Genomic DNA, 25,431 nt, shown 5'->3' on the forward strand with positions numbered 1-25,431 from the left:
CCCTTGAGCGATCTCAGTATCGACCTCGCCTGGCTGCTCATGCTCGCCGAACAGAAGACGCCCGGGGACCCGCAGGTCACCGACTGGGGCGCGCTGGTCGCCGCCGTCGCCCGGCACCGCGCCGAGATATTCGGCGTGCCCGTCTACGACACCCCGCAAGCCCGTGCCGCCGCACTGCTCCAGCTGCTCATCCACGTGCCCGCGCTGGAGCGCTCCAACGCGCTCTTCGCCTCGGCCGTCGCCTACGCCTATCTGGTCGCCAGCGGCCAGAAGGTCGTCACCACGCCCGAGCAGGTCCGCGATCTCGCGCGGCTGGTGAAGGACGGCGAGGCGAGCGTCGACGACCTCGCCAGGGAGCTGCGCCGCTGGAGCCTGTGATCAGCGCCGGGCCGGCTCGTCGGGCCGCCACGCGGTCCCCAGCACACAGAACGAGGTGGGCAGTTTTGGACCCTTTTCCGGCAGCAGCACCTGCCGGTACGGGCCGAGTTCGAAGCCTGCCGCGCGCAGTGCGGCGACCGGGTCCCGGGCGAGGTGACAGCCGCCGTTCAGCGCGGGCCAGAGCGGCCGGTCCAGAGTGCGCTGGGTCAGCGTCATCACCCGGCCGCCGCCCCGGCCGTGCTCGAAGAAGCGCACCTCGCCGCCCGGTTTGAGCACCCGCCGTACTTCGCCCAGCGCCCGTGCCACCTCCCGCACGCTGCACAGCACCAGTGACAGCACGGCCGCGTCGAAGGCCTCGCTCTTGACCGGCAGCGCCTCAGCGGCCCCCGGCACCACGTCGACCGGCACCTGGACTCGCCGGGCCGCCTGCAGGGCCAAGCCCCTGAGCAGCGGCTCAGGTTCGATCGCGACGACCTCGGCGACGGTCTGCGGATAGTGTCCGAAGTTCAGCCCGTTGCCGGCGCCGATCTCGATCACTCGCCCGGACAGCCCCGCGAGCAGCCGCTCGCGCATCCCGGCCATCCCGAGCCGGTTCTCGGCGCCCACGCTGATCCTCGCGTAGTAACGGGCGAAGAGCGGGTGGTGGACGGGGCTCCGCGCCATCGTGGCGGAACCGGCCGACGACAACCGCATGGCAACCTCCCGGACAGGTCGGGCCTACGGTGATTGTCCCCCGGGAAGGCCCGTCGCACCCCCGGCCGGACGCGTGACTACTCATCTGCCACCCGACGGAGTCGTGCATCTGTTCGTCGATGCCGTGGCCGTTGTCCATGGCGGGGTGCGAGAGGCAGCCGGCGTCGACATCGGCCGCCCCGCTCGGCTCCGCCGAGGTGCCGTGGGCAGAGGTTCAGGGAGAGCGCGGAGGCTGCCTTCCTCCTGGGGCGGCAGAGGCCTTGGGCAGGCCCTGCCGTCCCAGGTCGGAAGGGTGTCAGGGCGTGTGCCGGATCCGGAACGCCTCCGCGTCCCACGACCCGTCCAGGCGGGGCGCCAGCCAGCCCGGTGCCGCCGTGCGGAAGTCGGCGGGTGGGAGCGCGGCCGCCCCGGCGGGAAGTGCGCCGAGCAGCGGGGCCGCGGCGACCTCCGGCAGGTCCATGACGTTGCAGCGGGAGGCGAGATCGGGGGCGTCGGGCCAGCTGCCGATCACCACACCCGCCAACTCCAGGTTCCGCCAGTCCAGTTCACGGGCCGTCAGCTCCGTGGTGTTCAGCGTGCCGAGGCCGGCGGACGCGACGACCAGCACCGGCGCGTTCAGCAGCCGGGCCGCGTCCGCCAGCGTCCCGCCCGCCGCGTCGAACCGGACGAGCAGCCCGCCCGCTCCCTCGACCAGCACCAGATCGTGGTCCGTGGCCAGCTTGGCGGCGGCCTCGGCCACCTCGTGCGGATGCACCGGTGCCATGCCGGCCCGCCGGGCCGCCGTCCCCGGTGCCAACGGCTCCGGGAAGCGGGCCAGTTCGGTGGCCGTCACCGGACCGGCGAGCCGGGCCACCTCGTCGGCGTCCCCGCGCTCGTCCGGCCGTACCCCCGTCTGGGCGGCCTTCAGCACGGCCACCGAACGCCCTGCCGCGAGGGCCGTGGCGGCGACGGCCGCGGTCGTGACGGTCTTGCCGACCTCCGTGCCCGTCCCCGTGATGATCAGTACCGCCATCTCAACCCTCCCGCGCCGCGGCGCACACCGCGCGCGCGATCCGTGCCACGTCCGCGTCCGAGGTGACGTACGGCGGCATCGTGTAGACCAGGTCGCGGAACGGGCGCAGCCACACACCCTCCCGCACGGCGGCCCGGGTGGCCGCGGCCATGTCCACCTCGTGGTCGAGCTGCACCACTCCGATGGCCCCCAGGACGCGGACGTCCTTGACACCCGGCAGGTCCGCCGCCGGAGCGAGCCCCTCGCGCAGGCCCGCCTCGATCCGCCGGACCTCCGACAACCAGTCCTGCCCGAGGAGCAGTTCGATGGAGGAACAGGCCACGGCCGCAGCGAGCGGATTGCCCATGAACGTCGGTCCGTGGGCGAGTACCGGTACCTCGCCCCGCGAGATGCCGTCGGCCACCCGCGCGGTGCAGAGCGTGGCCGCCATCGTCACATAGCCGCCGGTCAGCGCCTTGCCCACGCACATCACATCCGGAGTGACGCCCGCGTGATCCGCCGCGAACAGCGCACCGGTGCGTCCGAAGCCGGTGGCGATCTCGTCGAACACCAGTAGTACGTCGTGCGCGTCGCAGGCCTCGCGCAGCACCCGCAGATACGCGGGGGAGTGGAATCGCATCCCGCCCGCGCCCTGCACCACCGGCTCCACGATCACCGCGGCCAGCTCGTCGGCATGCCGCGCGACCAGCTCGCGCAGGTGGTCGGCGTACGACTCCTCGTACTCCGCCGGCGGCGCCTCGGCGAACACCTGGCGCTGGAGCACGCCGGTCCACAGCTCGTGCATCCCGCCCTCGGGGTCGCACACCGACATCGGCTGCCAGGTGTCGCCGTGGTAGCCGCCCCGCCAGGTCAGCAGCCGCTGCTTGCCTGGCCGGCCGAGCGAGCGCCAGTGCTGGAGGCACATCTTCACCGCGACCTCGACCGACACCGACCCCGAGTCGGCCAGGAACACATGCTCCAGACCATCGGGTGACATGTCGACAAGGAGCTTCGCCAGCCGTACGGCGGGCTCGTGCGTGAGCCCGCCGAACATCACATGGCTCATCCGCCCCAGCTGGTCGCGCACCGCCTCGTTGAGGACCGGGTGGTGGTAGCCGTGGATCGCCGACCACCACGAGGACATGCCGTCGACGAGTTCGCCCGAGCCGTCCGCGAGCCGCAGCCGGACTCCGCTCGCCGACTCCACGACGAGCGGTTCGACCTGCCCGGGCATCGGACCGTACGGATGCCACACGTGCCGCCGGTCCAGGTCCAGCAACTCGGGCACGCTGAGGCCGGACGGATCAGGCATTGGGTGCGAGATCCGTTCCGGCGCCCCGGCGGCGGACGGCCACGAGGTCGGTGCGCGGCTCGTTCGTGGCCGGCGCGGACTCCGTACCGCACACATCACCGCCCGCGTGGGAACCGCAGCCGGCCTCGGCGTGCGAACCGCAGCCCGCCTCCGCGTGCGACCCGCATCCGGCAGTCGCGTTCGACCCGCATCCGGCGCTCTCGTGCGATCCGCACCCGCCCTCGACGCCCGCCGCCCGGTGCTCCGGCAGTGTCACCTGGTCGGAGCCCTCCACCTCGAACCCGGCGTCCGCGATCATCTCCAGGTCGGCCGTGCCCGCCTGGCCCTCGCTGGTCAGGTAGTCGCCGAGGAAGATCGAGTTGGCCAGGTTCAGGGCGAGGGGCTGCAGCGTGCGCAGGTGGACCTCGCGGCCGCCCGCGATGCGGACCTCCACGTCCGGGCAGACGAAACGGACCATCGCGAGGATGCGCAGGCAGCGCTGCGGGGTGAGGTGCCACTCCTTGGCGAGCGGAGTGCCCTCCATCGGGATCAGGAAGTTCACCGGAACGGAGTCAGGGTCGAGCTCGCGCAGCGAGAACACGACGTCCACCAGGTCCTCGTCGGTCTCGCCCATGCCGGCGATCAGACCCGAGCAGGCGGACAGTCCGGCCGCGTGCGCCTTGTGCACCGTGTCCACCCGGTCGGCGTACGTGTGGGTGGTGGTGATGTCCCCGTAGGTGGCCTCGGAGGTGTTCAGGTTGTGGTTGTAGGCGTCGGCGCCCGCCTCGCGCAGCCGCTCGGCCTGGCCGTCGGAGAGCAGACCGAGGCAGGCACAGACCTCGACGCCCTCGTTCTGGTCCTTGATCGCCTTGATGGTCTCGGAGACCCGGTCCACGTCCCGGTCCGTCGGGCCGCGCCCGCTGGCCACCAGACAGACCCGCTTGGCCCCTCCGGCCAGGCCGGCCGCGGCCGCCTGGGAGGCCTGGTCGGGCTTGAGCCAGGTGTACTTCAGGATCTCGGCCTTGGAGCCGAGCCGCTGGGAGCAGTAGGAGCAGTCCTCCGGGCACAGGCCGGACTTCAGGTTGACCAGGTAGTTGAGTTTCACGCGCCGGCCGAACCAGCGCCGGCGCACCTTGCCGGCCGCGGCCACCACATCGAGCAGGTCGTCGTCGGAGGTGGCCAGCACGGCGAGTGCTTCCTCGCGGGTCGGCAGCTCGCGCCGCAGCCCCTTGTCCACCAGCGTGTTCAGCAGGTCCATGAGGTCCGATCCTGTCTTACGGGACCGCTCCGGGCCAAGGAGAGTTTGGACAACGAAGGCGGATCACCGTGTGGGTATTGCCACACCCTGGGTGGCTGGTCGTGCCGCTAGTGTCTGTCCGCTACCTACAAAAGCCTCGGAGGACCCATGGCGTTCGGCTGGATCGACGAGCAGGCCGAGGCACGCCGCGGCGCAGGACTCGTACGGATCCTGCGCCCGCGCCCCGCCGACTCGCCGCTGCTGGACCTGGCGAGCAACGACTACCTGGGCCTGGCCCACCACCCCGAGGTCACCGAGGGGGCGGCCGGGGCGGCCCGGACCTGGGGCGGTGGCTCCACCGGCTCCCGGCTGGTCACCGGTACCACCGAGCTGCACACCGAACTGGAGCGGGAGCTGGCGGACTTCTGCGGCTTCGAGGCGGCCCTGGTCTTCTCCTCCGGTTACGCCGCCAACCTGGCCGCGGTCACCGCGCTGGGCCCGCACGGTTCCCTGATCGTGTCCGACGCGGGCAACCACGCCTCGCTCATCGACGGCTGCCGGCTCGCCCGGGGCGCCACGCAGGTGGTCGGGCACGCCGACCCGGAGTCCGTGGACAAGGCGCTCGGCACGCACGCGGGAGAGGCGATCGTCGTCTCGGACACCGTGTTCTCCGTCGACGGTGACGCGGCGCCGCTGGCCGCACTGGCCGAGGCGTGCCGGGCGCACGGCGCCGGGCTGGTCGTGGACGACGCCCATGGCCTCGGCGTGCTGGGCGACGGCGGCCGCGGCGCTCCGCACGCGGCCGGGCTGGCGGGCGCCGAGGACGTGGTCGTCACGGCCACCCTGTCCAAGTCGCTGGGCAGCCAGGGCGGGGTGGTGCTGGGCTCGGCGCGGGTGATCGACCACCTGGTCAACGCGGCCCGGACGTTCATCTTCGACACGGGTCTGGCACCCGCGGCCGCGGGCGCGGCGCTGGCGGCGCTGCGGCTGTTGCGCCGCGAGCCGGAGCGGGCGGCACGGGCCCGAGCGGTCGCCGCCGAACTGCACGCACGCCTGACCGCCGCGGGTCTGGAAGCGGTACGTCCGGACGCCGCGGTGGTCTCGGTACGGGCCCCGTCCCCGGAGCAGGCCGTGCGCTGGGCGGCCGACTGCCGTACGGCAGGCCTGGCCGTGGGCTGTTTCCGTCCTCCTTCCGTGCCCGACGGCATCTCACGGCTGAGGCTGACCGCCCGCGCGGACCTCTCCGGGGCCGAGATCGAACGCGCTGTACGTGTGATCGGCGAGGCGCGACCATGAGTCGGCGTGACACGGCCGGACTTCGCTCGAAAGTGATCGGATCTGATCAGTAGGAGTCGGTGGGTTGAGGTTGCGCGGGGATCATCGGAGCGCGGTCACGAAACCCGCCCAGCTCCCGGGGGAGAAGAGCAGCGCGGGTCCGGCCGGCTTCTTGGAGTCGCGCACGGCGAGCAGCCCGGCCCAGGGGCCGCAGCGCGGCCGGGCCGTCTCCACGCAGTTGTTCGCTCCCGTGCTGTAGCTGCTGCGCAGCCATCGCGCATCGTGCAGATCGGTACTGGCAGGGACGTTCCGAGGCAGTGCTGACATGGTGCCTCCTTACGCGCCGTCACCTATTCCGGCGATGTAATCCAACGAGTCCTCGGGTGAAAGGGCGTGGATCCGAAGGGTGTTGAAGGCCTCCAGGTAGGCCTTGAGGTCTTCTTTCCGTTCCAGATAGAGGCTACTCGTCAACTGGTCGAGAACAACCACATCCAGATCAGAAGTGCTCGGAAATGAGAAGATAACGAAAGGCCCCGTGAGGCCGACATGCGCTCCCGCGGCGAACGGCAGTACCTGGAGCCGCACTTGGGGCAGGCGGCCGGCCTCGACCAGCCGTTCCAGCTGCCGCGTCATCACCTCCGGCCCGCCGATCTCGCGCCTGAGCACCGCCTCGTCCAGTACGGCGCTCAGCTCCAGCGGCGGATCGGAGCGCAGTACGTCCTGCCTGGCCAGCCGCACCTCCACCAGCGCGTCCAGCCGCTCCTCGTCCACTCCCTCCAGGGCCGCCCGGGTCACCGCGCGGGCGTACTCGGGCGTCTGCAGAAGGCCGGGCACGACCGTGGTCTCCAGGGTGCGCATCCCGCTCGCCTGCGACTCCAGGCTGATGAAATCGCGGTAGGTGGACGGCAGGATCCCGCGGTAGGCGTGCCACCACCGGCTGCGGCCGCCCGCCTCCTCGGACCCCGCCAACATCAGCAGCAACTCACGCAGTTGGCCGTTCCGCACCCCGTAGGCGTCGAGGAGTAACCGCACATCGGCCGGTTTCACCCCGCTGGCGCCGGTCTCGATGCGGCTCACCTTCGACTGGTGCCAGCCCACGAGACGGGCCGCCTCACCGCTGGTGAGCCCCGCCCCGGTACGCAGCGCGCGCAGTTCGGCGCCCAGTTTGCGGCGCCGCACCGCGGGACCGTTCTGCATGGGGAACTCCTTACTCCTTCCGGGCCGCCCAAATACGGTCTCTCGTCGCAGAGTTCACCGCTTTGAGCGACAGATATATGCATATCCTGGTGGATCGCTCCCCTGACCGGCCCGGTGATGGCAGTCTGGCGAAGAAGCACCAGTCCGGGACCGTACTCGAACCATCCGCTCCTCGTCGGACTGCGGTCCCGTGGGAAAGGGACGACGTCGCCATGGCAGACCATCTGGAAGCATCCGTCACTCTGCCGAGCGATCCCGCCTCGGTCTCCGCGGCCCGGTCCTACGTGGTGGGCACCCTCGTGGAATGGGGCCTGCCGTCGGACACCGAGGTGGCCGACACCGTCCGGCTCATCGTCTCCGAACTCGCCACCAACGCCGTGCAGCACACCTTCGGTCAGTCACCCACCTTCACGGTCGACATCGCGCTGCACCGTGACGAACATCTGCGCATCGGTGTCACGGACAGTCATCCGCGCTTTCCGAAGAGACTGCCCGCCGCCGTCCAGCAGGACAACGGGCGCGGCATGGTCATCATCCGCTGGCTCACCGCCGAGTGCGGTGGCAAACTCCGTGTCCGCCCCACGCGCGAGGGCGGCAAGACGGTCTCCATCGAACTGCCCTGGAGCATCCCGGCCGAGCCGGTCGTAGCGGGACAGCCGGAACTCTAGGCTCTGTCGTCGGACTCCCGCCTGCCGTGCGACGACGCCGGGTCGCCGTCCCGCACATGCACGACCAGGCGTGACTGCGGGCCCGCGAACGCGCTTCTCAGCGCCCGCGCCTCGCGGTTCCGCGCGGCGAAGACTGCCGGCTTGTCCACATGGACGCCGAGCATGTCGTAGCTGTCGACGACCTCGGAGATGCCCCGGGTCCTGATGGTGTCCCGCCAGGCCTCCGTATTCCTGCCGAACCACTTCGCGGCCCGCAGGGCTCCATGACGGCGTCCCAGAAGTCGTCCGGCGTCGCCATCGACCGGCCCGCAGGCCGACCACCAGCTCGGTGTCCGTCGTCGTCGCCATGGTGACAGCGTAGTCAACCCCCGCCCGGCCGACGCCGGTTCACAAGGAGGGGTGCTGCTGCACCTGAGCCTGCCGCGCCCGGCCGAACGCCCCGTGCAGCAGGGCCCGGAACGCCTCCGCCGCAGGAGCGACCTCGTCGGCCCGGAACGCGACCGAGATCGTGCGGCTCAGCCGTCCCGCCTCCATCGGCCGTACCCCGACCGGAGTGACCGCGGTCCGCGCCACCATCTCCGGTACGACGGCCACCCCCAGCCCGGCACTGACCAGTGCGCACACGACGGCGTACCCCGGGGTCGGCACCAGCAGCGCCGCGGTGGCACCCGCCGCGGCGAGCAGCGCCTCCACCTCCCGCCGGGCCGGATGATGCGGGGCCATGCTGATCAGCGGCTGCCCGGCCAGCTGCTCCAACGACAGCCGGGACGGGACGCTGCTCAGCGCATGGCCCGGGGCCGTCACCAGCACCAGCTCCTCCACGAGGACCGGCTCCAGACCCACCGAGGCCGGCACGGGAGCGGCCTCACCCGGGTGGTAGGCGTGGGTCAGCGCCAGGTCCACCTCACCGGCCGCCACCGCCGCGACCCCGGCAGGCGGGTCGTAGTCGGCGACCGACAGCCGGACATCGGGATGCGCCCGGCGGAACGCGCTCAGCGCCGGCGGCAGCAGATGGACGCCCGCGGTCGGGAACGTGCCGAGCCGCAGCACCCCGCCCGACAGGCCCGTCAGCCGAGCCAGTTCGTGCCGGGCCTGCTCCAGCTCGTCCAGCACCCGGCGGGCCCGCGCCACCAGCAGTTCGCCCGCCTCGGTCAGCCGGGCCCCGCGGTGATGCCGTACCAGCAGCGCCGTGCCCGCCTCCCGCTCCAGCTTGGCCAGTTGCTGGGAGAGGGCGGGCGGTGTGTAGCCGAGCCGGTCGGCGGCCCGGGTGATGGAGCCCGCCTCCGCCACGGCGACGAGTGCGGCCAGCCTGGTGGGGTCGTACATGGTGGCAGCCTAAAGCACTGCTTAAGGCAGACCATGCCCATTCGAAATACCTGTTGAAGGCAGTCTCCGTGCACGCTGGCCGTATGGACGGACAGCTCATCGCCTTCACCGCGATCGCCGCCGGTCTGGTCGCCATGCCGGGCGCCGACTTCACGGTGGTCGTACGCAACGCCCTGGTCTCCCGCCGGGCCGGCGCGGTCTGCGGGCTCGGGATCGCGGGCGGCCTCCTGGTGCACACCACACTGGCGGTGGCCGGAGTCGCGGCCGTGCTGGTCGCCGTCCCGGCGCTCTTCCGCGCGCTGCAGTTGCTGGGCGGTGCCTATGTGTTGCAGCTCGGTGTGCGGACCCTCTGGTCGCTGCGGCAGCCCGCAACCGGCTCCGCCGAGACGGTGCGGTCGGCCGCGCACCCGCTCCGGCAGGGCTTCGTCACCAACGTCCTCAACCCGAAGGCCTCGCTGACGTTCCTGAGCCTGCTGCCCCAGTTCGTGCCGGCGGGCGGCTCCGCCCTGCCCAGGACGCTGCTGCTCGCGCTGATCGTCTGTGTGCTGGCGCTGGTGTGGTTCCAGGCGGTGGCCCTGTTGGTGGACCGGCTCGGCAGGTGGCTGCGCCGTCCCCGGGCCGCCCGCATGCTGCAGGCCGGCACCGGGGTGGCGCTGACGGCTCTCGGAGCGGCTCTGCTGCTGGAGCCGCTCCTGAGCTGACTCCGGATCAGCTGACCCGGCCGTACCAGACGGTCCTGGTCCAGATCTTCTCCAGCCGCACCACGGCTCCGGTCCGCGGGGCGTGCCAGATCTTTCCCTTACCGGCGTAGATGCCGACGTGGTAGACGCTGGAACCCGAGTGGAAGAACACCAGGTCGCCGGCCTTGCGGCTCCTGGCCGAGATGTGGTGCGTCTTGTTGTACTGCTGGGCTGCCGTACGCGGCAGCTTCTTGCCCGCCTTCTTGAACGAGTAGAGCGTCAGCCCCGAGCAGTCGAACCTGCGCGGCCCGGTGGCTCCCCACGCGTACGGGGCGCCCTTCTTGGAGGCCGCGATCTGGAGTGCCTTGGTCCCTATGGTGGCGGCCGAGGCCTCGGTGGCAAGGCCCGGGACCGCGATCGAGCCGCCCACGGCGGCGAGGGTGAGTGCCGAGGCCGTACCGGCCCGGGCCATCATCGACGGGACACGATTGAGCGCAGTCATGCGCAACCCTTCGTCAGCCGCCTGTGAAGGATGACCTGTCGGATTCGGGCTGGCGAAGTTGCCCGGCCGCGTTGCCGCGGCTTCACCCCAAGGGCTGCTCGGCACGACCGTCCGTCTGCGACGAACGTTCGTCCCGGCGACCCGTCTTGCTCGGGTCCTCCACTCCTGCCGATCCACTCCTGTCGACCGGTCATCCGGGCGGCGGCAGGACTCGGCGTCCGCCCGGATCGCCCCGCCGCTGTGGCGGGGGCTTGTCGTCAGTCAGGGATCTTCACTCACAGCAGTCGGAAAATCCCAACGGAATCGGGAGTTTGTGGTGTTACTCACCACTCACCCGTTCGGGTGGACACTGCTCTGTTCGAGTTGCCGTCAGATCCCGTACGTAGCCCCGGACCTGGGGCGGAGCACTTCCGCGCGGGCCCGGAACCCGCACGCTGCGCAAGTCGGGAAGCCCGGAAAAAAATCCGAAGATACGCCGGCCGGGGGTACACCGTTCGGGCCGTTTCAACTCCGGCCCGGACGGGGTGTCGACACCTGGCTCCCGCCGGGCCGGACGCGCGTCCGGGTCAGCCGACGCAGTCCGGCGGGAGCGCGACGCGAGCGGTACGGCGCTCGCCGTCCAGCACCCGCAGAGCCTGTGCGAGCGTGTCCCCGTGCAGCTCCGTCTCGCCCCGCTGGTGCATCAGAGCGAGCGCGTCGCGCAGTTCGGCCGCCTTGCGCACCAGGGCCTGCGCCGCGCGCAGCCCGCGATAGGTGTCCCCGTACTGCGCCGGGTTGATCCGGCCCAGCAGGTCGACCGTCTCCAGATAGCGATCGATCAACTCGCCCTCGGCGCGCGTCAGTGCGGGCAGCGGCGGCAGCTCCGGTGGCAGCATCTGCGGCTCAGCCCGCGTGCCCGGTGCCGTGGGCGGTCCTGCGGCTCGGGACGACGGCATCCACCAGGCCGTAGGCCAGTGCGCCCGGCGCGTCCAGCACCAGGTCCCGCTCCAGGTCCTGGTGGACCTGCTCCGCGGTGCGCCCGGTGTGCCGGGCGAGCATGTCCTCCATCAGGGTGCTCGTCCGGGCCAACTCCTCCGCCTGGATGGCGAGATCGCTCGGCTGTCCCTGGACCGGCTCGGGCAGTGCGGGCTGCGTCAGCACCATACGCGCGCCGGGCAGGGTGAACCGCTTGCCCGGTGTACCGGCCGTGAGCAGCACCGCGGCGGTCGAGGCGGCCTGGCCCAGGCAGTAGGTCTCCACGTCGCAGCTGACGTAGCGCATCGTGTCGTAGACCGCCGTCATCGCGCCGAACGAGCCGCCCGGGCAGTTGAGGTACAGCGTGATGTCCCGGTCCGGGGCTGCGTGTTCGAGGTGCATGAACTGAGTGATCACGTCGGTCGCCGCCGTGTCGTCGAGCGGTGTCCCCAGGAAGACGATCCGGTTCTCGAACAGCTTCGAGTAGGGGTCGAGCGTGCGATGGCCCGTGCCGGTGCGCTCGGTGAACTCGGGCAGGACGTGGCGGGCGGACGATCGGGTCATGGGCATACCCCTCCTCGCGACAGGGCCTACGGCGGCCTCTTCTGTAAAAAATGTACAGGACGTACGTCACGTTATGATGGGTGCATGGCCTATGAGATTCCGGTGACCCAAGCCAGGGCTGAGCTCGCGGACCTGATCAACCGGGTGGTGTACGGCGGTGAGCGCGTCGTTGTGACGCGGCACGGCAAGCCGCTGGTCGCGCTGGTCTCGGCCGCCGACCTGGAGCGGCTCGACGCTCTGGACGAGCCGGCCGAGGAGCAGGTGGTCAGCTCGGTGTCCGGGGTTCGTGAGGTCACGCCCGCGGCCCGGGACCGGCAGCGCTTCGGCATCGCGGCGGAGCATCGGGCGCCCGGCGCCTCGTAGTCGGGTATGAGCGGGCCCACCGCGCAGTCATACGTTGATCAAGGGCTGGTTAACGTCGCTGAAACTCCGGCGAACTAGCCTGCCGATCCACGCCATCAGGGGTTCTTCTGCTCGGATTGATCACCATCGGGGCAATTTTGTCTGTGTGTTACACCTATCCCGTCGTGGTGGCTGCGGCAACCGGACCCCGCACGGTCCGGAGCAAGGACTGTGAGGTGGGACGTGCAACTGACCCCGCACGAGCAAGAGAGGCTGCTGATCCATGTGGCGGCCGACGTGGCCGAGAAGCGCAGGGCCCGTGGGCTCAGGCTCAACCACCCGGAAGCGGTCGCCCTCATCACGTCGCACATCCTGGAGGGCGCGCGTGACGGCCGTACCGTCGCCGAACTGATGTCCTCCGGCCGCAAGCTCCTCACCAGGGACGATGTCATGGACGGGATCTCCGAGATGATCCACGACGTCCAGGTCGAGGCCACCTTCCCGGACGGCACCAAGCTCGTCACCGTCCACGAGCCGATCGTCTGAGGGCGCCCGCGATGATTCCCGGAGAGGTTCTTCTCGCGGAGGGCCCGATCGTCTGCAACGAGGGCCGTGAGGTCACTCGGCTGACCGTGCTCAACGCCGCCGACCGGCCTGTCCAGGTCGGCTCCCACTACCACTTCGCCGAGGCCAACCCCGGCCTGGAGTTCGACCGGGCAGCGGCACACGGCAAGCGGCTGAACGTCGCCGCCGGTACCGCCGTACGCTTCGAGCCCGGAATCCCCGTCGCCGTCGAACTCGTGCCCCTCACCGGCGCCCGGATCGTGCCCGGACTGCGCGGGGAGACCGGCGGTGCCCTCGATGCCTGAGATCTCCCGCGCCGCCTACGCCGACCTGTTCGGCCCCACCACCGGCGACCGCATCCGGCTCGCCGACACCGACCTGCTGATCGAGATCGAGGAGGACCGGTCCGGCGGCCCCGGACTCGCCGGCGACGAGGCGGTTTTCGGCGGTGGCAAGGTCATCCGTGAGTCCATGGGCCAGTCGCGTGCCACGCGTGCCCAAGGAACCCCCGACACCGTCGTCACCGGTGCGGTCATCGTCGACCACTGGGGCATCGTCAAGGCCGACGTCGGCATCCGCGACGGACGGATCACCGGCATCGGCAAGGCGGGCAACCCCGACACCATGGACGGCGTCCACCCCGACCTGGTGATCGGCCCCGAGACCGAGGTCATCGCCGGCAACGGACGGATCCTCACGGCCGGCGCCGTCGACGCGCACGTCCACTTCATCTGCCCGCAGATCGCCGACGAGGCGCTCTCCGCCGGCATCACCACGCTGGTCGGCGGCGGCACCGGACCCGCCGAGGGCTCCAAGGCGACCACCGTGACGCCCGGCCCCTGGCACCTGGCCCGGATGCTGGAGGCGATGGAGCAGTACCCCCTCAACATCGGCTTCCTCGGCAAGGGCAACACCGTGTCGCACGAGGCGATGCTCTCCCAGATCCGCGGCGGCGCCCTGGGTCTGAAGCTGCACGAGGACTGGGGTTCCACCCCTGCCGTCATCGACGCGTCCCTGACCGTCGCCGAACGCACCGGCATCCAGGTCGCCATCCATACGGACACCCTCAACGAGGCCGGTTTCGTCGGCGACACCCTCGCCGCGATCGGCGGCCGCGGCATTCACGCGTACCACACCGAGGGTGCCGGCGGCGGGCATGCGCCGGACATCATGACCGTGGTCTCCGAGCCGCACGTGCTGCCCAGCTCGACCAATCCGACCCGGCCGTACACCGTCAACACCGCCGAGGAACACCTCGACATGCTGATGGTGTGCCACCACCTGAACCCGGCGGTCCCGGAGGATCTGGCCTTCGCCGAGTCCCGGATCCGGCCGTCCACCATCGGCGCGGAGGACGTCCTCCACGACCTCGGCGCGATCTCGATCATCTCCTCCGACTCCCAGGCCATGGGCCGCGTGGGCGAGGTCGTCCTGCGTACCTGGCAGACCGCGCACGTGATGAAGCGGCGCCGGGGTGCGCTGCCCGGCGACGGGCGGGCCGACAACCGGCGGGTACGTCGCTACGTCGCCAAGTACACGATCAACCCGGCGCTCGCCCAGGGCCTCGCCCGCGAGATCGGCTCCGTCGAGACCGGCAAGCTCGCCGACCTGGTGCTGTGGGAGCCCGCGTTCTTCGGGGTGAAACCGCACCTCGTCATCAAGGGCGGCCAGATCGCGTACGCACAGATGGGTGACGCCAACGCCTCCATCCCGACTCCGCAGCCGATCCTGCCCCGGCCGATGTACGGGGCGATCGGTCGGGCGCCGGCGGCCAACTCGGTCAACTTCGTGGCACCGCTGGCCATCGAGGACGGGCTGCCCGAGCGGCTGCAGCTGGGCAAGCGTTTCGTCGCCATCGAGTCGACGCGCGGGGTGACCAAGGCGGACATGCGGGAGAACGACGCCCGTCCCCGGGTACGGGTCGACCCGGACAGCTTCGCCGTGCACATCGACGGCGAGCTGGTCGAGGCGGCCCCGGCCGCCGAACTGCCCATGGCCCAGCGCTACTTCCTCTTCTGATGGCCAGGGGAGCACTGCTCGTCCTGGCCGACGGCCGATTCCCCGCCGGAGGGCACGCGCACTCCGGCGGGGCGGAGGCCGCCGTCAAGGCCGGACGGATCACCTGCGCCGCGGGCCTGGAGGACTTCTGCCGGGGGCGGCTGCACACCGCCGGGCTGGTCGCGGGGGCGCTGGCGGCCGCCGCCGCACTGGGCGCCGAACCCCGCGAACTGGACGCGGCGGCAGACGCCCGTACCCCTTCGCCCGCCCTGCGGGCCGCCGCGCGCAGGCTCGGCAGGCAGCTGATGCGGGCCGCGCGGGCGAGCTGGCCATCGGCCGAACTGGACGCCCTGGCACGAGAGTTCCCCAAGGGAGCGCACCAGCCGGTGGTGCTCGGCCTCGCCGCCCGTGCGGCCGGGCTGGGCCCCGTGGACGCGGCGTACTGCTCGGTGTACGAGAACGTGAGCGGGCCGGCGACCGCCACGGTGCGTCTGCTGAGCCTTGACCCGTTCGACGCGACGGGGGTGCTGGCACGGCTGGCACCCGAGCTGGACCGTGTCGCGGACGCGGCCGTGGAGGCCGCGCGGAGGGTGCTCGACGAGGGTGTCGATGCCTTGCCCGCCGCGTCAGGGCCGCTGTTGGAGGTCGGCGCGGAGTGGCACGCGGCCTGGCCCGTGCGCCTGTTCGCATCATAGGAACTGGAGTCGTACATGCACCTCGACCACACCCACCACGGCCCCTCCGCCGTCAGTGCCGACGCCCACCGCCCCGACGGAACCCGGCGTGCGCTGCGCATCGGGCTCGGCGGGCCCGTCGGGTCCGGGAAGACCGCTACCGTCGCCGCGCTCTGCCGGGCGCTGCGCGACGAGCTGTCCCTGGCCGTCGTCACCAACGACATCTACACCCGTGAGGACGCCGAGTTCCTGCTCCGGGAGGCCGTGCTGCCGCCCGAGCGGATCACGGCCGTGGAGACCGGCGCCTGCCCGCACACCGCGATCCGCGACGACATCTCCGCCAACCTCGAAGCCGTGGAGGACCTGGAGGACGGGGTCGGTCCGCTGGACCTGATCCTCGTCGAGTCCGGCGGGGACAACCTCACCGCCACCTTCTCCAGGGGGCTCGTGGACGCGCAGATCTTCGTGATCGACGTCGCCGGCGGCGACGACATCCCGCGCAAGGGCGGGCCCGGCGTCACCACCGCCGACCTGCTCGTCGTCAACAAGACCGACCTCGCGCCGTACGTCGGCTCCGACCTCGCCCGGATGGCCGCCGACGCCAAGGAGCAGCGGGCCGAACTCCCCGTCGTCCTCCAGTCGTTGCGCGCCGAGAGCGGCGTCGCGGACGTGGCCGCCTGGGTGCGGGGGCGGCTCGCCGCGTGGGCGGCATGACGGCGACCGGAGTCCGGGCGAACGCGCGCATCGTCGCCCGCGCCGACGGACGCGGCGGGACGGCCCTGCCCGTGCTGGACGGCGACGGCCCGCTGGCGCTGCGCCGCACCCGGGCGAGCGGCGGCGAGGCGCGTGTGATGCTCGTCGGCGCGATGAGCGGCCCGCTCGGCGGTGACCGCTTCGCGGTGGACGCGCGGGTGGAGGAGGGTGCCCGGCTGCACGTCGGGTCGGCCGCCGCCACCATCGCGCTGCCGGGGCAGGCCAAGGGCGAGGCCCGTTACGACGTACGGCTCGACGTGGCCGACGGCGGCGAACTACGCTGGCTGCCCGAGCAGTTGATCTCGGCCCGCGGCAGCGACCTGCATGTCACCACCCGGGCGGAACTCGGCGCCGCAGCACGGCTCGTGCTGCGCGAGGAGCAGGTGCTCGGCCGGGCCGGCGAGGAACCCGGGCGGCTCACCAGCCGGCTCACGGTGCGGGTCGCGGGCCGGACCGTGCTGGACCAGGAGCTGTCCTGCGGGACCGGCGCGCCGGGCGGCTGGGACGGGCCCGCCGTGCTCGCCGGGCACCGGTCGGTGGGCCAACTGGTCGTCATACGGCCCGAATTCGTCCAGCAGCCGCCCGCCGCCCGGATGCTGGGGGAGTGCGCCGCACTGGTGCCGCTCGTCGGTCCCGCGGCACTCGTCAGTGCCGTGGCCCCCGATGCGCTGGCGCTGCGACGGCTGTTGGACGACGCGCTGGCCCTCCTCGATCGGGCTGCTCCGCTCAGCGGGACGTAATCATCCGTTTATCGGATTGGTAAAGAAAGGTCTGTGCCCCCTGTTCTCAGACGGCTCACAGCCGAGAGGATCCCCGCCTGACCACTTGTAGAGATGTGTAGGGGGAGGGGCCCACTTGAGGGACATCAGACCGAAGAGCCGCCTGCTGGCGTTCGGTTCCGCCGGCGCGCTCGTCACCGCGACCCTGATCGCCGGCGCGGTGTCGGCTCCCGCGGCCAGCGCCGACAGCCGCCACGGACGGGACCGCGAGGCCCGGGGCGCCGAGATCGCCGCCGCGCGCGCCGCCAAGGCCGGCATCGACTGGCAGGACTGCCCGGCCGACTGGGGACTGGCGAAGCCCATCCAGTGCGGCTGGGTCTCCGTGCCGCGCGACTACGCCAAGCCGTACGGCAAGCAGATCAAGCTCGCCGTCGACCGCATCGGCAACACCGGGACGAAGAAGGAGCGTCAGGGCGCCCTCGTCTACAACCCGGGCGGCCCCGGCGGCTCCGGCCTGCGCTTCCCGACCCGGATCACCAACAAGAACGCCATCTGGGCCAACGTCGCCAAGTCCTACGACTTCGTGGGCTTCGACCCGCGCGGCGTCGGCCACTCGGCGCCGATCTCCTGCATCGACCCGCAGGAGTTCGTCAAGGCGCCCAAGGCCGACCCGGTGCCGGGCAGCGAGGCCGACAAGACCGCGCAGCGCAAGCTCGCCCGCGAGTACGCGGAGGGCTGCGCCGAACGCAGCGGCGCCATGCTGCCCCACATGACCACGCCGAACACCGCGCGCGACCTGGACGTCATCCGTGCCGCGCTGGGCGAGAAGAAGCTCAACTACCTGGGCGTCTCCTACGGCACCTACCTCGGCGCCGTCTACGGCACCCTCTTCCCGGGCCACCTGCGCCGCATGATCGTGGACAGCGTGGTCGACCCGGCGCGCGAGAACATCTGGTACCAGGCCAACCTGAACCAGGACATCGCCTTCGAGGGCCGCTGGAAGGACTGGGAGGACTGGGTCGCCGCGAACGACGCCGCCTTCCACCTCGGCACCACCCGCGCCGCCGTCCAGGCCAAGTGGCTCGAGCTGCGCGCCACCGCCAAGAAGAACCCCATCGGCGGAATCGTCGGCCCGGCCGAGCTGATCTCCTTCTTCCAGAGCGCCCCGTACTACGACTCCTCGTGGGTGCCGGTCGCCTCGGTGTTCAGCAAGTACGTCGCCGGTGACACCAAGGCGCTCGTCGACGCGGCCGCCCCCGACCTGTCGGACACGGCCGGCAACATCAGCGCGGAGAACGGCAACGCCGTCTACACCGCCGTCGAGTGCGCCGACGCCAAGTGGCCCACCAGCTGGCGGAAGTGGGACCGGGACAACACCCGGCTCAACAAGGACTACCCGTTCATGACCTGGGCCAACGCCTGGATGAACCTGCCTTGCGCCACCTGGCCGACGAAGCAGGTGACCCCGCTGGACGTCAAGACGCACCGCGGCCTGCCGCCGGTGCTGATCGTGCAGTCCACGCGTGACGCGGCGACCCCGTACCCGGGCGCCGTCGAACTGCACAAGCGTTTCAAGGGCTCCCGCCTGATCACCGAGAAGGGCGCGGGCTCGCACGGTGTGACCGGCCTGGTCAACCCGTGCATCAACGAGCGGGTCGACTCCTACCTGCTCACGGGCAAGCTGGACGGGTCCGACGTGACCTGCGCGCCGCACGCGACGCCCAAGCCGTAAGCACTGCGGTAGGGCGACGAGGGGCGGCCGGAGTCTCCGGCCGCCCCTTCGTCATGCGCCCGTTCGCCAGGCGTCCTCGGCCGCGTAGTCGAAGAGGTCGGGATAGGCCCGCGCCAGCAGCGGAAAGCACTCCCGCCAGTCCCGGCCGTGGAGCCTGTCCGTCAGCCACTCCACCGTGCGAGGCAGGCTGTCCGCGTACGAGACCACCGGCCGGTAGCCCAGCTCCCGCCCGGCGGCCGACATGTCGAAGACGGATGGCAGCGGCACCGACCAGGGGGTCAGGCCCACGGAACCGGCGGGCGGCCCGTCCAGGAGCGTCGTCTCCGTCTCCATGCCCATGACCGTGTCGATCGCCGCCCCGATCCCGGCCACCGTCGGCGCCTGTGGATCACAGGCGTTGAGCACCCGGCATCCGGGCCGGGCGGCCGCCAGCCGGATCAGTTCGGCGATGTTCAGGGCGCTCGCCGGATGGAACCGGCTCTCCCCGCGGTACGCGAGCACCCGCCCGCCTCGCCCGTCCAGATGCCGCTTCACGAAGTACAGCTCGCGCGGGAGCGGACTGTGCGGGCCGTGCACCGCGCCCGCCCGCAACACGGTCGTCGGCAACGTCCCTCCCGCCGCGATCAGTTCACGCTCCAGGGCTGCCTTGCGGGTGCTGTAGGTGGCCTCGCCCGGCGCGACCGTCGGCTGGGCCTCCGCGACCGGCACCGGGTACGCGGGGAAGCCGTCGGGCTCGTGCTGGGTGTCGAAGCCCCGCCCCTTGCCGTCCTCGTACACCGACACGCTGGAGACGACCACCGCGGAGCCGATCCGGCCGGAGAGCGCCGTCAACTGGCGTGCGTGTCCGGCGTCGTACGCGACCATGTCGACCACCAGGTCACAGCCGTCGCCCACCACGGCCGCGAGCGCTGCGTCGTCGGAACGGTCCAGCCGGACCGCCCGCACCTCCTCGCCCCACGACTCGTCCCGGCCGCCGCCTCGCGAGGCGGCCGTCACCTCCCAGCCGTCCCGTGCCAGCGCCCGCACCGCCGGACGGCCGATCTGCCCACTCGCCCCGATCACCACAGCCCGTTTCATGCGGCGAGCCTAGGTGCGCGGCCCTTCCGTTCCGAAGCCGTTCTGCCGAGGGCAGAGGTCACCCGAGGGGTGCCCGGGGGAACTTGCGTTCCTTCTTCTCGGCAGCCTGCTCCGCCTTGACGACGGCCGCGTACTGGTCGACGTACTCCTGTTCGGACAGTGAGAGGATCGCGTACATGATCTCGTCGGTGATGGCCCGCAGGATGGCCTTCTCGTTCTCCATGCCGGCGTAGCGGGAGAAGTCGAGCGGCTTGCCGAAACGGATGACGACCGGGTGGATGTTCGGAATGACCTTGCCGGGCGGCTGCGCCTCGAAGGTGCCGATCATCGCGCAGGGCACCACCGGCACCCCCGCCTTCAGCGCCATGACGGCGACGCCCACCTTGCCCTTGTAGAGCCGGCCGTCGTGCGAGCGGGTCCCCTCCGGGTAGATGCCCAGCAGCTCGTCCTTGCTCAGCACTCCGAGCCCCTCGCGGATCGCGGCCTGTCCCGCGTCCTTGCCGGAGCGGTCCACCGGGATCTGCCCCGCGCTGCGGAAGAAGAACGCGGTGAGACGCCCCTTGAGGCCGGGCCCGGTGAAGTACTCCGCCTTGGCGAGGAAGGTGATGCGCCGCTTCAGGATCGCCGGCATCAGGAAGTGGTCCGAGAAGGACAGATGGTTCCCGGCGACGATCGCCGGCCCCGACGCCGGCACGTTCTCCAGCCCCTCGATCCGGGGGCGGAAGACCAGCCTGAGCAGGGGGCCCAGCAGCACATACTTGAGCAGGTAGTAGAACACGGCTCGTTCCTCACTCCGTCAGGTCGGCTTCGAACTGGCGTTTCCCCAAGCCAAGGGCATGCGTCGGGTTGTCGACGCACATGCATCTGCCATCATCTGCAACCGTGATCGGTCGGGCTAGTGCTGACACGTCGTAGACTTTGCCGCCTTTCGGTGGCCACTGTCCGCTTCCCGGTCACCGCACGCGTCCGCCCGGTGTGACGGCCTTGTGCGATCCGTGTCTCCGAGGGTGACGCCGCCGGTCCTGGGTCCGGCGCCGCAGGCCGTGTCCGGCGCCCGTCCCGGATGCGCGCGCCCGGCGGGCGCGCAGGCGCCCCTGGAGACGCGCGTAGGCGGACGGACGGCTACGGGCGGGCCCGGGACGTGCCCGACTCGTCGGATGCCTTCCTGAGCCGGTCGAGGACCTCCCGCTCCGACGGCTCCAGGGGAGGCTCGGACGTGCGGGGGAGGAGAGGCCCGGTCAGGGTCGCCAGCAGGGCCTTCGGCCGCAGCACTCGCGTCGGAGGTGCCGTGAGGCTCGTGACGTCCCACAGCGATGCCGCCGCATCGAAGGAGCCGGTCGCCGCGTTGGTCAGCCGACGCGTGTACCAGGCGGCGAGCCGGTCGGCGAACCTCGGCTCGCCACCGCGTACGCCCGGGTACAGGACGTCCATTCCGACGGCGGTGGCCCACGCCGTGTCGACGTGGCGGGCCGCACCGCGAAGAACGCGCCGGGACAGGCCGGGGCCGGCGAGGCCGCTCTGCCGCAGCTCTCGGGCCAGCACCTGGGCGCCGAGGGCTGCCACCGACATGCCCTGCCCATAGGCGGGGTTGAAGGTCGCCAACGCGTCGCCGAGCGCGATGAGCCGCTCGGGCCACTGCGTCGACTTCTCGAAGTACCGGCGAGCGTTGCTGGTGCTGCGGCCACGGTTGACCACCACATCGCTGAGAGGTTCCGCGCCGGAGATGAGGTGGCCGACGATCGGGTGCGGCAGGTTGAGGGCGTACTCGAGGAATCCCTGTGGATCCTGGGGAGGTTCCGCGCCTCGGGTGCCGGCTGCGCTGACCATCCACCGGTTGCCCTCGATCGGGAGCACCATGGCGCTCCGGCCGGGCCGGCCGTTGTAGGGATTCGACTGCACCAAGGTCAGCGGGAACGATTCGGCACCCGCCGGCATGCGGTAGATCCGGGTGGCATTGGTGAGGCCGGGATCGATCTTCCTCTCTTCGACGCCGGTGATGCCTATGCTGTCGAGCCACTTCAGGCTGCCCGAACCCCGACCGCTCGCGTCGACGACGAGGTCCGCTTCCAGCTCGGGACCCAGAGGGTGGTCGGCTCCGCCGATGCGGACACCGCGGACACGCTGAGCGGTGCCGAGAAGCCCCTCCACCGTGGCCTGATGGACCGAGACGCGGGAACAGGAGTCCAGCAAGGCCTGACGGAGCACCCAGTCCAGCAGGGCACGTGTGCAGGTGATCATGTGCGGGCCGTTCCACCGCCAGCGGTGGAACCAGCCGCTCTCCGGAGTGAGGGCCAGCATTCCGTGGCCGAGTGCGATCTCGTGTGCCCCGGCCTCCAGGAGACGGTCGCGCACACTCACCGGGAACAGAGTCTCCATGGCGCCCAGACCGCCTGCCATGAGCAGGTGGGCATGCCGGCCTTGGGGAACGCCACGCCGGTTCTCGGGTCCCTCCGCAAGCTCGTCCTTCTCCAGAAGGAGGACCTGCACCGTGGGTTCGGCGAGGGACAACGCCGCTGCGGCCAGCAGCCCGGCCGTACCGGCTCCGATCACGACAGCTCTTTGCGACAACTGGCTCTCCTTGTAGCGGTCATGCGATGACTTGACTGGGTGCTCACCTGCTCCGGTGCCGCCTAGTGGAGGCGGTGCACGGTGTTCGCCAGCTCGACCAGATCGATGGTGATGCGGAACTTCTCCGGCGGATCGGCAGGGCCGTCGCCCTTGCCCGACGCACGCCGGATGCCGTCAATGATCATCGCCTCCTCCGAGGCGATGCGCGCCCTCTCGTGGCGCTCGCCACGCTCCACCGCGGCCGCGTACGTCGAGTGGCCGACCCGTTGGTCGCAGTGCGCCGTCAGCTGCAGCAGGGCGTCGCGGATGTTGGCTTCGAGCAGATAGAGACGACTGCTCGGCAGCTGCCACCAGAGCTGCCACCAGGTCGGTTCCGCCTTCGGTGCCGTCGCCACGTCCTTCACCGCCGACCACAGGGGCTGCAGCGCGCGGTAGGCGGCCAGGCTCTGCCGCTCTGCGGCGGCGGCCGATCCGAGACGTGGGAGGACGAATCCGGCGGAGTAGATCAGGCCGCCGAGGGCGGCGGCGGGCGGTGCGACGGTGGTCGACAGGACGTCCAGGTCGTATCCGAGCCAGCGTGCGACGACCGCGGTGACCTTGGTGAGGGTGAATCCGAGGGCATCGAGCAGGAGACCGGCGAGGATCAGCCGGAGGCCGACGCGGAGGAGGCCCGTGACTTCGTCGCGTGCCCACTTCAGACAGACAGCGCTCAGGATGATGGTGCTCGTCAGATGCCCCATCAGGTAAAGAGCGATCATCTCCCGCATGTACGGGGTGTTTGCGTAATACGTGTCCAGGTCGGTGAGTCGCTCCGTGCGGGCGTCCGCGAGGCTGAACAGCGCGACGATGGCGATGATGAGCGTCCCGTAGACCACAACGGTCATCCGGACCATGCGCCGTATCCGCTCCTTGGGGCCGCCTCTCCACTGGATCAGCAGGATGATCAGGGAGCAGCTGAAGGCCGAGATCGAGCTGTAGGTCAGCGGCGCGCCCACGTTGGGGATGCCGGTGGCGTGGTTGACCGCGGCGAGCGTCACCGGAGCGGACCAGAAGAAGCACACGGCGGCGATGAACGCGGTGGCCCGGGTGGCGACGGTCAGCGGTGAACGAGGAGTCGTGCGTGGTCGGCGGAGCAGTATGGCGGCCAGGGCCAGGAGAAAAGCTGCCATATACACGACAAGACTCATCTGTCGGGGACTCCGTTCAGGTCCGCTGGCTGTGGGGGGAGTGGTGCAGCAGGATCCGCGGTCACACCGATCCAGCCCTGGCCGGGCTGGGTGCGGTGGCTCGTGCCTCACGCTCGGATCTCCTGACCGCATCGGCGATCAGGACCAAGGTCTCGGAGTCCCGCGGGTGTGACAGCCGGGCCGACGCGCCGGCCGGCTCGAGCACGGGCCGGGTGCTTCGCTGCACGGCTGCCGTGATGGTGGCGGCCCATGCGGCACACGTGGCTCTCTCCCGGTCGCCCGTCCTCGCCACTTCCTGCTCGCGGACTTCGTCGAAGAGTCTCTCGTCGAAGAGCGTCTCGATCGCGTGCAGGCCGTTGAGGATGGTGCTCCGGCGCCAGGTGCCCCACAGGAACGGGGAGCGCGGCCGCTCGACACGCAGAGCACGGTTCTTGAGCACCGGATCCAGCACGGCGTCGAGGGGCTCCAGGCGGAAGAAGTCACGCCACGCGGCAAAGTGGTGGCCCGCCATGGGGAGCAGGACCCCTACCGCGGTCAGCAGCGCACCCAGTCCGGCGCACAGGGGCGGCACGGAGGTCCCGAGGACGTCCCAGTTCCGCCCGGACCAGCGCGCGACGACGGCGACCAGCTTGGAGATGCTGTACCCGGAGCTGATGACCGTGCCGGCACCGATCGTCAGCAGACTGGCCCGCAGCCAGGGGCGCTTGCGCACCTCCGTCTCGAAGCCCCAGCGCAGCGACCAGACGGCACTGACCGTCACGGCCGTCAAATGCGCGACCAGATACAGAACCACCATCTCGGCGATCCAGGGCGTCGTCGCGTAGTACGTGTCGAAGTCGGTGCGCCGCTCCTTTGCGGCGTCCCCCAGAGCGAACAGGGCTGCGATTCCGGCCAGAACAGCTGTGTACCCGTAGATCCAGCTCCGTGTCGTCCGGCGCGCAGAGGGGCCGCCCCGCCAGCAGGCGATGAGGATCAACAGTGCCGCGCTGTAGGCGGTGATCGAAGCGTAGGTCAACGGGGCTGCCAGGTTGGCCACGCCGCCGACCCGGTTGATCACCCCGACCGAACTCGGGGCACCGAAGAGGAAGCACAGTGACGCAAACGCCAGCACCGCGTTGATGGCGCGGACGGAGGGCTCGCTCCGGTGCCGGATCAGGTCCGGCAGCTTCACCAGGAGCCCGAGCCACAGCAGGCCGCAGCTTGTGTAGTTGATCGCCCCGCTCATTTCCGGTTCCCCCGATAGTTGAGAGCATCTGCGATGCGGCGGGCCGTCTCGCCGGTGATCACGTCCCGCTCCATCAGCGCCCGCATCTCCTGTCCGATCCGTATCCCGAACAGCTCGGCTTCCTTCTCGGGGTCCTCGTCGAAACGAGAACGGGCGGCGGCCGGCTGGCCGCCGTGCACATGCCCCGACCCCAGAGCGTCGCAGGCCCCCGCCGCCAACTGCTCTGGTGTGAAGCCGTCGTTCTGCCGCATGTGCCACAGCTCGTGGCCGAGGATCTGCGCCTGATGCCAGCTCTCGGCGTCCTGCTCGATGATCACGTCGTCCTGGTTCGCTCGCTCCAGCCACATCCCCGTGGCTTTGAACTCGCGTGGGATGTGCACTCTGTGCACTTCGAGCCTGCGCTCGCCGCGCCACTGTCTGGCGGACTCGATCAAGGCTTCGAACAGGGCCTCGGGATCCGACAGGGCCTGTGTGGCTGACGCGTCGTCCATGCCGGCATCGCTCAGCCGCTCCCGGACAGGACCGATGAGCGTCTCGGCGAACTGACGCATCTCCCTGTCGCGCTTGCGCAACCTCTGCCACTGGCGAAGCCGGGTCAGAGGAGTCATCGTCCGTCCTTGCGGCTCGGGGACGGCGTCGAAGCGCAGGCTGCAGCAGGATTCCGAAGGGCGGCGAATAACGCGGCGGAGTGCGCAGGGCACAGGGCCGCGGCAGGCTCAGAGATCACGGCACACGCCCCACTTGGCCCGGGCCGCCGCTGTCCGTGCCGGGGTTGCCGGGCCGGGTGACGGCCATGGCCCGCTGACGGTGTCGAGCACGTCGAACAACTCGGAGCG

General features: G+C 71.0%; 29 protein-coding genes and 1 riboswitch. Of the genes, 12 read left to right on the forward strand and 17 right to left on the reverse strand.

Annotation, left to right across the window (positions count from 1 at the left end; genetic code table 11):
- The first annotated feature begins 3 nt into the window (after positions 1–3).
- Positions 4–378 carry a fic family toxin-antitoxin system, toxin component gene (locus ACIRU3_RS28075; RefSeq protein WP_404061614.1) on the forward strand — a complete coding sequence of 125 codons (375 nt, stop codon included), beginning with the start codon at positions 4–6 and terminating at the stop codon, positions 376–378.
- Here the strand turns inward: ACIRU3_RS28075 and ACIRU3_RS28080 are convergent, their stop codons facing one another.
- The 4 genes from ACIRU3_RS28080 to bioB all read right to left on the reverse strand — a co-directional run bounded on the left by ACIRU3_RS28080 (position 379) and on the right by bioB (position 4,611).
- Positions 379–1,071, reverse strand: a complete 693-nt coding sequence (locus ACIRU3_RS28080; RefSeq protein WP_404061616.1) for a class I SAM-dependent methyltransferase — start codon at positions 1,069–1,071, stop codon at positions 379–381. It lies immediately after the preceding gene.
- Between the two features lie 295 nt (positions 1,072–1,366).
- The gene (gene bioD / locus ACIRU3_RS28085; protein WP_404061618.1) at positions 1,367–2,083 is read right to left on the reverse strand and encodes a dethiobiotin synthase; all 717 of its coding nucleotides are present in this window, start codon (positions 2,081–2,083) and stop codon (positions 1,367–1,369) included.
- Between the two features lies 1 nt (position 2,084).
- On the reverse strand, positions 2,085–3,374 hold the full coding sequence (locus ACIRU3_RS28090; RefSeq protein ID WP_404061621.1) for an adenosylmethionine--8-amino-7-oxononanoate transaminase: 1,290 nt from the start codon (positions 3,372–3,374) through the stop codon (positions 2,085–2,087).
- Positions 3,367–4,611, reverse strand: a complete 1,245-nt coding sequence (bioB, locus tag ACIRU3_RS28095; RefSeq protein ID WP_404061624.1) for a biotin synthase BioB — start codon at positions 4,609–4,611, stop codon at positions 3,367–3,369. Before bioB ends, ACIRU3_RS28090 begins: the two co-directional genes overlap by 8 nt.
- Positions 4,612–4,758: 147 nt before the next feature.
- Between bioB and ACIRU3_RS28100 the strand changes: the two genes are divergently transcribed.
- Positions 4,759–5,886 (forward strand): 8-amino-7-oxononanoate synthase, encoded by a 1,128-nt coding sequence (locus ACIRU3_RS28100; RefSeq protein ID WP_404061626.1) that lies wholly within the window; start codon positions 4,759–4,761, stop codon positions 5,884–5,886.
- Between the two features lie 81 nt (positions 5,887–5,967).
- Here ACIRU3_RS28100 and ACIRU3_RS28105 read toward each other — a convergent pair whose 3' ends face one another.
- Both ACIRU3_RS28105 and ACIRU3_RS28110 read right to left on the reverse strand, forming a co-directional pair.
- Positions 5,968–6,192, reverse strand: coding sequence for a DUF397 domain-containing protein (locus tag ACIRU3_RS28105; RefSeq protein ID WP_404061629.1), 225 nt, complete (start codon positions 6,190–6,192; stop codon positions 5,968–5,970).
- 9 nt (positions 6,193–6,201) lie between these two features.
- On the reverse strand, positions 6,202–7,062 hold the full coding sequence (locus tag ACIRU3_RS28110) for a helix-turn-helix domain-containing protein (RefSeq protein WP_404061632.1): 861 nt from the start codon (positions 7,060–7,062) through the stop codon (positions 6,202–6,204).
- A gap of 212 nt (positions 7,063–7,274) precedes the next feature.
- Here ACIRU3_RS28110 and ACIRU3_RS28115 point away from each other — a divergent pair, with 212 nt between their 5' ends.
- Entirely contained in the window at positions 7,275–7,730 is a 456-nt protein-coding gene (locus ACIRU3_RS28115; RefSeq protein WP_404061635.1) for an ATP-binding protein, read from the forward strand.
- Here the strand turns inward: ACIRU3_RS28115 and ACIRU3_RS28120 are convergent.
- The gene (locus ACIRU3_RS28120; RefSeq protein WP_404061638.1) at positions 7,727–8,095 is read right to left on the reverse strand and encodes a hypothetical protein; all 369 of its coding nucleotides are present in this window, start codon (positions 8,093–8,095) and stop codon (positions 7,727–7,729) included. The two genes, ACIRU3_RS28115 and ACIRU3_RS28120, sit on opposite strands and share 4 nt — an antisense overlap.
- A 22-nt stretch (positions 8,096–8,117) precedes the next feature.
- The gene (locus tag ACIRU3_RS28125) at positions 8,118–9,056 is read right to left on the reverse strand and encodes a LysR family transcriptional regulator (protein ID WP_404061640.1); all 939 of its coding nucleotides are present in this window, start codon (positions 9,054–9,056) and stop codon (positions 8,118–8,120) included.
- Between the two features lie 83 nt (positions 9,057–9,139).
- On the opposite strand from ACIRU3_RS28125, the gene ACIRU3_RS28130 reads away from it, so the two are divergent.
- Positions 9,140–9,757 carry a LysE family translocator gene (locus ACIRU3_RS28130; RefSeq protein WP_404061643.1) on the forward strand — a complete coding sequence of 206 codons (618 nt, stop codon included), beginning with the start codon at positions 9,140–9,142 and terminating at the stop codon, positions 9,755–9,757.
- 7 nt (positions 9,758–9,764) lie between these two features.
- On the opposite strand, the gene ACIRU3_RS28135 is transcribed toward ACIRU3_RS28130, so the two are convergent.
- From ACIRU3_RS28135 to ACIRU3_RS28145, 3 genes are all read right to left on the reverse strand, one after another.
- Complete coding sequence (locus tag ACIRU3_RS28135; protein WP_404061645.1) at positions 9,765–10,238, reverse strand: C40 family peptidase; 474 nt, start codon at positions 10,236–10,238, stop codon at positions 9,765–9,767.
- A gap of 2 nt (positions 10,239–10,240) precedes the next feature.
- A riboswitch (cyclic di-AMP (ydaO/yuaA leader) is annotated at positions 10,241–10,371 on the reverse strand.
- Between the two features lie 433 nt (positions 10,372–10,804).
- Positions 10,805–11,113: a hypothetical protein gene (locus ACIRU3_RS28140; protein WP_404061648.1), complete on the reverse strand. Its 309-nt coding sequence runs from the start codon at positions 11,111–11,113 to the stop codon at positions 10,805–10,807.
- Between the two features lie 7 nt (positions 11,114–11,120).
- Entirely contained in the window at positions 11,121–11,756 is a 636-nt protein-coding gene (locus ACIRU3_RS28145; protein WP_404061650.1) for an ATP-dependent Clp protease proteolytic subunit, read from the reverse strand.
- Between the two features lie 84 nt (positions 11,757–11,840).
- Here ACIRU3_RS28145 and ACIRU3_RS28150 point away from each other — a divergent pair, with 84 nt between their 5' ends.
- From ACIRU3_RS28150 to ACIRU3_RS28185, 8 genes are all read left to right on the forward strand, one after another.
- A complete protein-coding gene (locus tag ACIRU3_RS28150) occupies positions 11,841–12,119 on the forward strand; it encodes a type II toxin-antitoxin system Phd/YefM family antitoxin (RefSeq protein WP_404061653.1) in 279 nt (92 codons plus the stop codon).
- 222 nt (positions 12,120–12,341) lie between these two features.
- On the forward strand, positions 12,342–12,644 hold the full coding sequence (locus tag ACIRU3_RS28155) for an urease subunit gamma (protein WP_404061656.1): 303 nt from the start codon (positions 12,342–12,344) through the stop codon (positions 12,642–12,644).
- 11 nt (positions 12,645–12,655) lie between these two features.
- Positions 12,656–12,967 (forward strand): urease subunit beta, encoded by a 312-nt coding sequence (locus ACIRU3_RS28160; RefSeq protein WP_404061659.1) that lies wholly within the window; start codon positions 12,656–12,658, stop codon positions 12,965–12,967.
- A complete protein-coding gene (locus ACIRU3_RS28165; protein ID WP_404061662.1) occupies positions 12,960–14,681 on the forward strand; it encodes an urease subunit alpha in 1,722 nt (573 codons plus the stop codon). Before ACIRU3_RS28160 ends, ACIRU3_RS28165 begins: the two co-directional genes overlap by 8 nt.
- Positions 14,681–15,355 carry an urease accessory protein UreF gene (locus ACIRU3_RS28170; RefSeq protein ID WP_404061664.1) on the forward strand — a complete coding sequence of 225 codons (675 nt, stop codon included), beginning with the start codon at positions 14,681–14,683 and terminating at the stop codon, positions 15,353–15,355. The genes ACIRU3_RS28165 and ACIRU3_RS28170 overlap by 1 nt, the downstream gene beginning before the upstream one ends.
- A 15-nt stretch (positions 15,356–15,370) precedes the next feature.
- Positions 15,371–16,048, forward strand: coding sequence for an urease accessory protein UreG (gene ureG, locus ACIRU3_RS28175; RefSeq protein ID WP_404061667.1), 678 nt, complete (start codon positions 15,371–15,373; stop codon positions 16,046–16,048).
- Positions 16,045–16,827, forward strand: a complete 783-nt coding sequence (locus ACIRU3_RS28180) for an urease accessory protein UreD (protein WP_404061670.1) — start codon at positions 16,045–16,047, stop codon at positions 16,825–16,827. The genes ureG and ACIRU3_RS28180 overlap by 4 nt, the downstream gene beginning before the upstream one ends.
- A 115-nt stretch (positions 16,828–16,942) precedes the next feature.
- The gene (locus ACIRU3_RS28185; RefSeq protein WP_404061672.1) at positions 16,943–18,538 is read left to right on the forward strand and encodes an alpha/beta hydrolase; all 1,596 of its coding nucleotides are present in this window, start codon (positions 16,943–16,945) and stop codon (positions 18,536–18,538) included.
- Between the two features lie 51 nt (positions 18,539–18,589).
- On the opposite strand, the gene ACIRU3_RS28190 is transcribed toward ACIRU3_RS28185, so the two are convergent.
- The 6 genes from ACIRU3_RS28190 to ACIRU3_RS28215 form a co-directional block, all read right to left on the reverse strand.
- A complete protein-coding gene (locus tag ACIRU3_RS28190) occupies positions 18,590–19,615 on the reverse strand; it encodes an NAD-dependent epimerase/dehydratase family protein (RefSeq protein ID WP_404061675.1) in 1,026 nt (341 codons plus the stop codon).
- A 58-nt stretch (positions 19,616–19,673) separates the two neighbouring features.
- Entirely contained in the window at positions 19,674–20,393 is a 720-nt protein-coding gene (locus ACIRU3_RS28195; protein ID WP_404061678.1) for a lysophospholipid acyltransferase family protein, read from the reverse strand.
- A gap of 344 nt (positions 20,394–20,737) precedes the next feature.
- Entirely contained in the window at positions 20,738–22,183 is a 1,446-nt protein-coding gene (locus ACIRU3_RS28200; RefSeq protein WP_404061680.1) for an FAD-dependent oxidoreductase, read from the reverse strand.
- 62 nt (positions 22,184–22,245) lie between these two features.
- Positions 22,246–23,352 (reverse strand): MAB_1171c family putative transporter, encoded by a 1,107-nt coding sequence (locus tag ACIRU3_RS28205; protein WP_404061683.1) that lies wholly within the window; start codon positions 23,350–23,352, stop codon positions 22,246–22,248.
- A gap of 79 nt (positions 23,353–23,431) precedes the next feature.
- Positions 23,432–24,595 carry a hypothetical protein gene (locus tag ACIRU3_RS28210; protein ID WP_404061686.1) on the reverse strand — a complete coding sequence of 388 codons (1,164 nt, stop codon included), beginning with the start codon at positions 24,593–24,595 and terminating at the stop codon, positions 23,432–23,434.
- The gene (locus ACIRU3_RS28215) at positions 24,592–25,167 is read right to left on the reverse strand and encodes a hypothetical protein (protein WP_404061688.1); all 576 of its coding nucleotides are present in this window, start codon (positions 25,165–25,167) and stop codon (positions 24,592–24,594) included. Before ACIRU3_RS28215 ends, ACIRU3_RS28210 begins: the two co-directional genes overlap by 4 nt.
- Positions 25,168–25,431: the final 264 nt, after the last annotated feature.

Source organism: Streptomyces sp. NPDC101151, from assembly GCF_044768335.1.
In the GTDB taxonomy this organism is placed as follows: Bacteria; Actinomycetota; Actinomycetes; order Streptomycetales; family Streptomycetaceae; genus Streptomyces.

Coding starts and splice junctions, on each gene's coding strand:
- ACIRU3_RS28080 (WP_404061616.1), bottom strand. CDS start 1,071: ATGCGGTTGTCGTCGGCCGGTTCCGCCACGATGGCGCGGAGCCCCGTC.
- bioD (WP_404061618.1), bottom strand. CDS start 2,083: ATGGCGGTACTGATCATCACGGGGACGGGCACGGAGGTCGGCAAGACC.
- ACIRU3_RS28090 (WP_404061621.1), bottom strand. CDS start 3,374: ATGCCTGATCCGTCCGGCCTCAGCGTGCCCGAGTTGCTGGACCTGGAC.
- bioB (WP_404061624.1), bottom strand. CDS start 4,611: ATGGACCTGCTGAACACGCTGGTGGACAAGGGGCTGCGGCGCGAGCTG.
- ACIRU3_RS28100 (WP_404061626.1), top strand. CDS start 4,759: ATGGCGTTCGGCTGGATCGACGAGCAGGCCGAGGCACGCCGCGGCGCA.
- ACIRU3_RS28105 (WP_404061629.1), bottom strand. CDS start 6,192: ATGTCAGCACTGCCTCGGAACGTCCCTGCCAGTACCGATCTGCACGAT.
- ACIRU3_RS28110 (WP_404061632.1), bottom strand. CDS start 7,062: ATGCAGAACGGTCCCGCGGTGCGGCGCCGCAAACTGGGCGCCGAACTG.
- ACIRU3_RS28115 (WP_404061635.1), top strand. CDS start 7,275: ATGGCAGACCATCTGGAAGCATCCGTCACTCTGCCGAGCGATCCCGCC.
- ACIRU3_RS28125 (WP_404061640.1), bottom strand. CDS start 9,056: ATGTACGACCCCACCAGGCTGGCCGCACTCGTCGCCGTGGCGGAGGCG.
- ACIRU3_RS28130 (WP_404061643.1), top strand. CDS start 9,140: ATGGACGGACAGCTCATCGCCTTCACCGCGATCGCCGCCGGTCTGGTC.
- ACIRU3_RS28135 (WP_404061645.1), bottom strand. CDS start 10,238: ATGACTGCGCTCAATCGTGTCCCGTCGATGATGGCCCGGGCCGGTACG.
- ACIRU3_RS28140 (WP_404061648.1), bottom strand. CDS start 11,113: ATGCTGCCACCGGAGCTGCCGCCGCTGCCCGCACTGACGCGCGCCGAG.
- ACIRU3_RS28145 (WP_404061650.1), bottom strand. CDS start 11,756: ATGACCCGATCGTCCGCCCGCCACGTCCTGCCCGAGTTCACCGAGCGC.
- ACIRU3_RS28150 (WP_404061653.1), top strand. CDS start 11,841: ATGGCCTATGAGATTCCGGTGACCCAAGCCAGGGCTGAGCTCGCGGAC.
- ACIRU3_RS28160 (WP_404061659.1), top strand. CDS start 12,656: ATGATTCCCGGAGAGGTTCTTCTCGCGGAGGGCCCGATCGTCTGCAAC.
- ACIRU3_RS28165 (WP_404061662.1), top strand. CDS start 12,960: ATGCCTGAGATCTCCCGCGCCGCCTACGCCGACCTGTTCGGCCCCACC.
- ACIRU3_RS28170 (WP_404061664.1), top strand. CDS start 14,681: ATGGCCAGGGGAGCACTGCTCGTCCTGGCCGACGGCCGATTCCCCGCC.
- ureG (WP_404061667.1), top strand. CDS start 15,371: ATGCACCTCGACCACACCCACCACGGCCCCTCCGCCGTCAGTGCCGAC.
- ACIRU3_RS28180 (WP_404061670.1), top strand. CDS start 16,045: ATGACGGCGACCGGAGTCCGGGCGAACGCGCGCATCGTCGCCCGCGCC.
- ACIRU3_RS28190 (WP_404061675.1), bottom strand. CDS start 19,615: ATGAAACGGGCTGTGGTGATCGGGGCGAGTGGGCAGATCGGCCGTCCG.
- ACIRU3_RS28205 (WP_404061683.1), bottom strand. CDS start 23,352: ATGGCAGCTTTTCTCCTGGCCCTGGCCGCCATACTGCTCCGCCGACCA.
- ACIRU3_RS28210 (WP_404061686.1), bottom strand. CDS start 24,595: ATGAGCGGGGCGATCAACTACACAAGCTGCGGCCTGCTGTGGCTCGGG.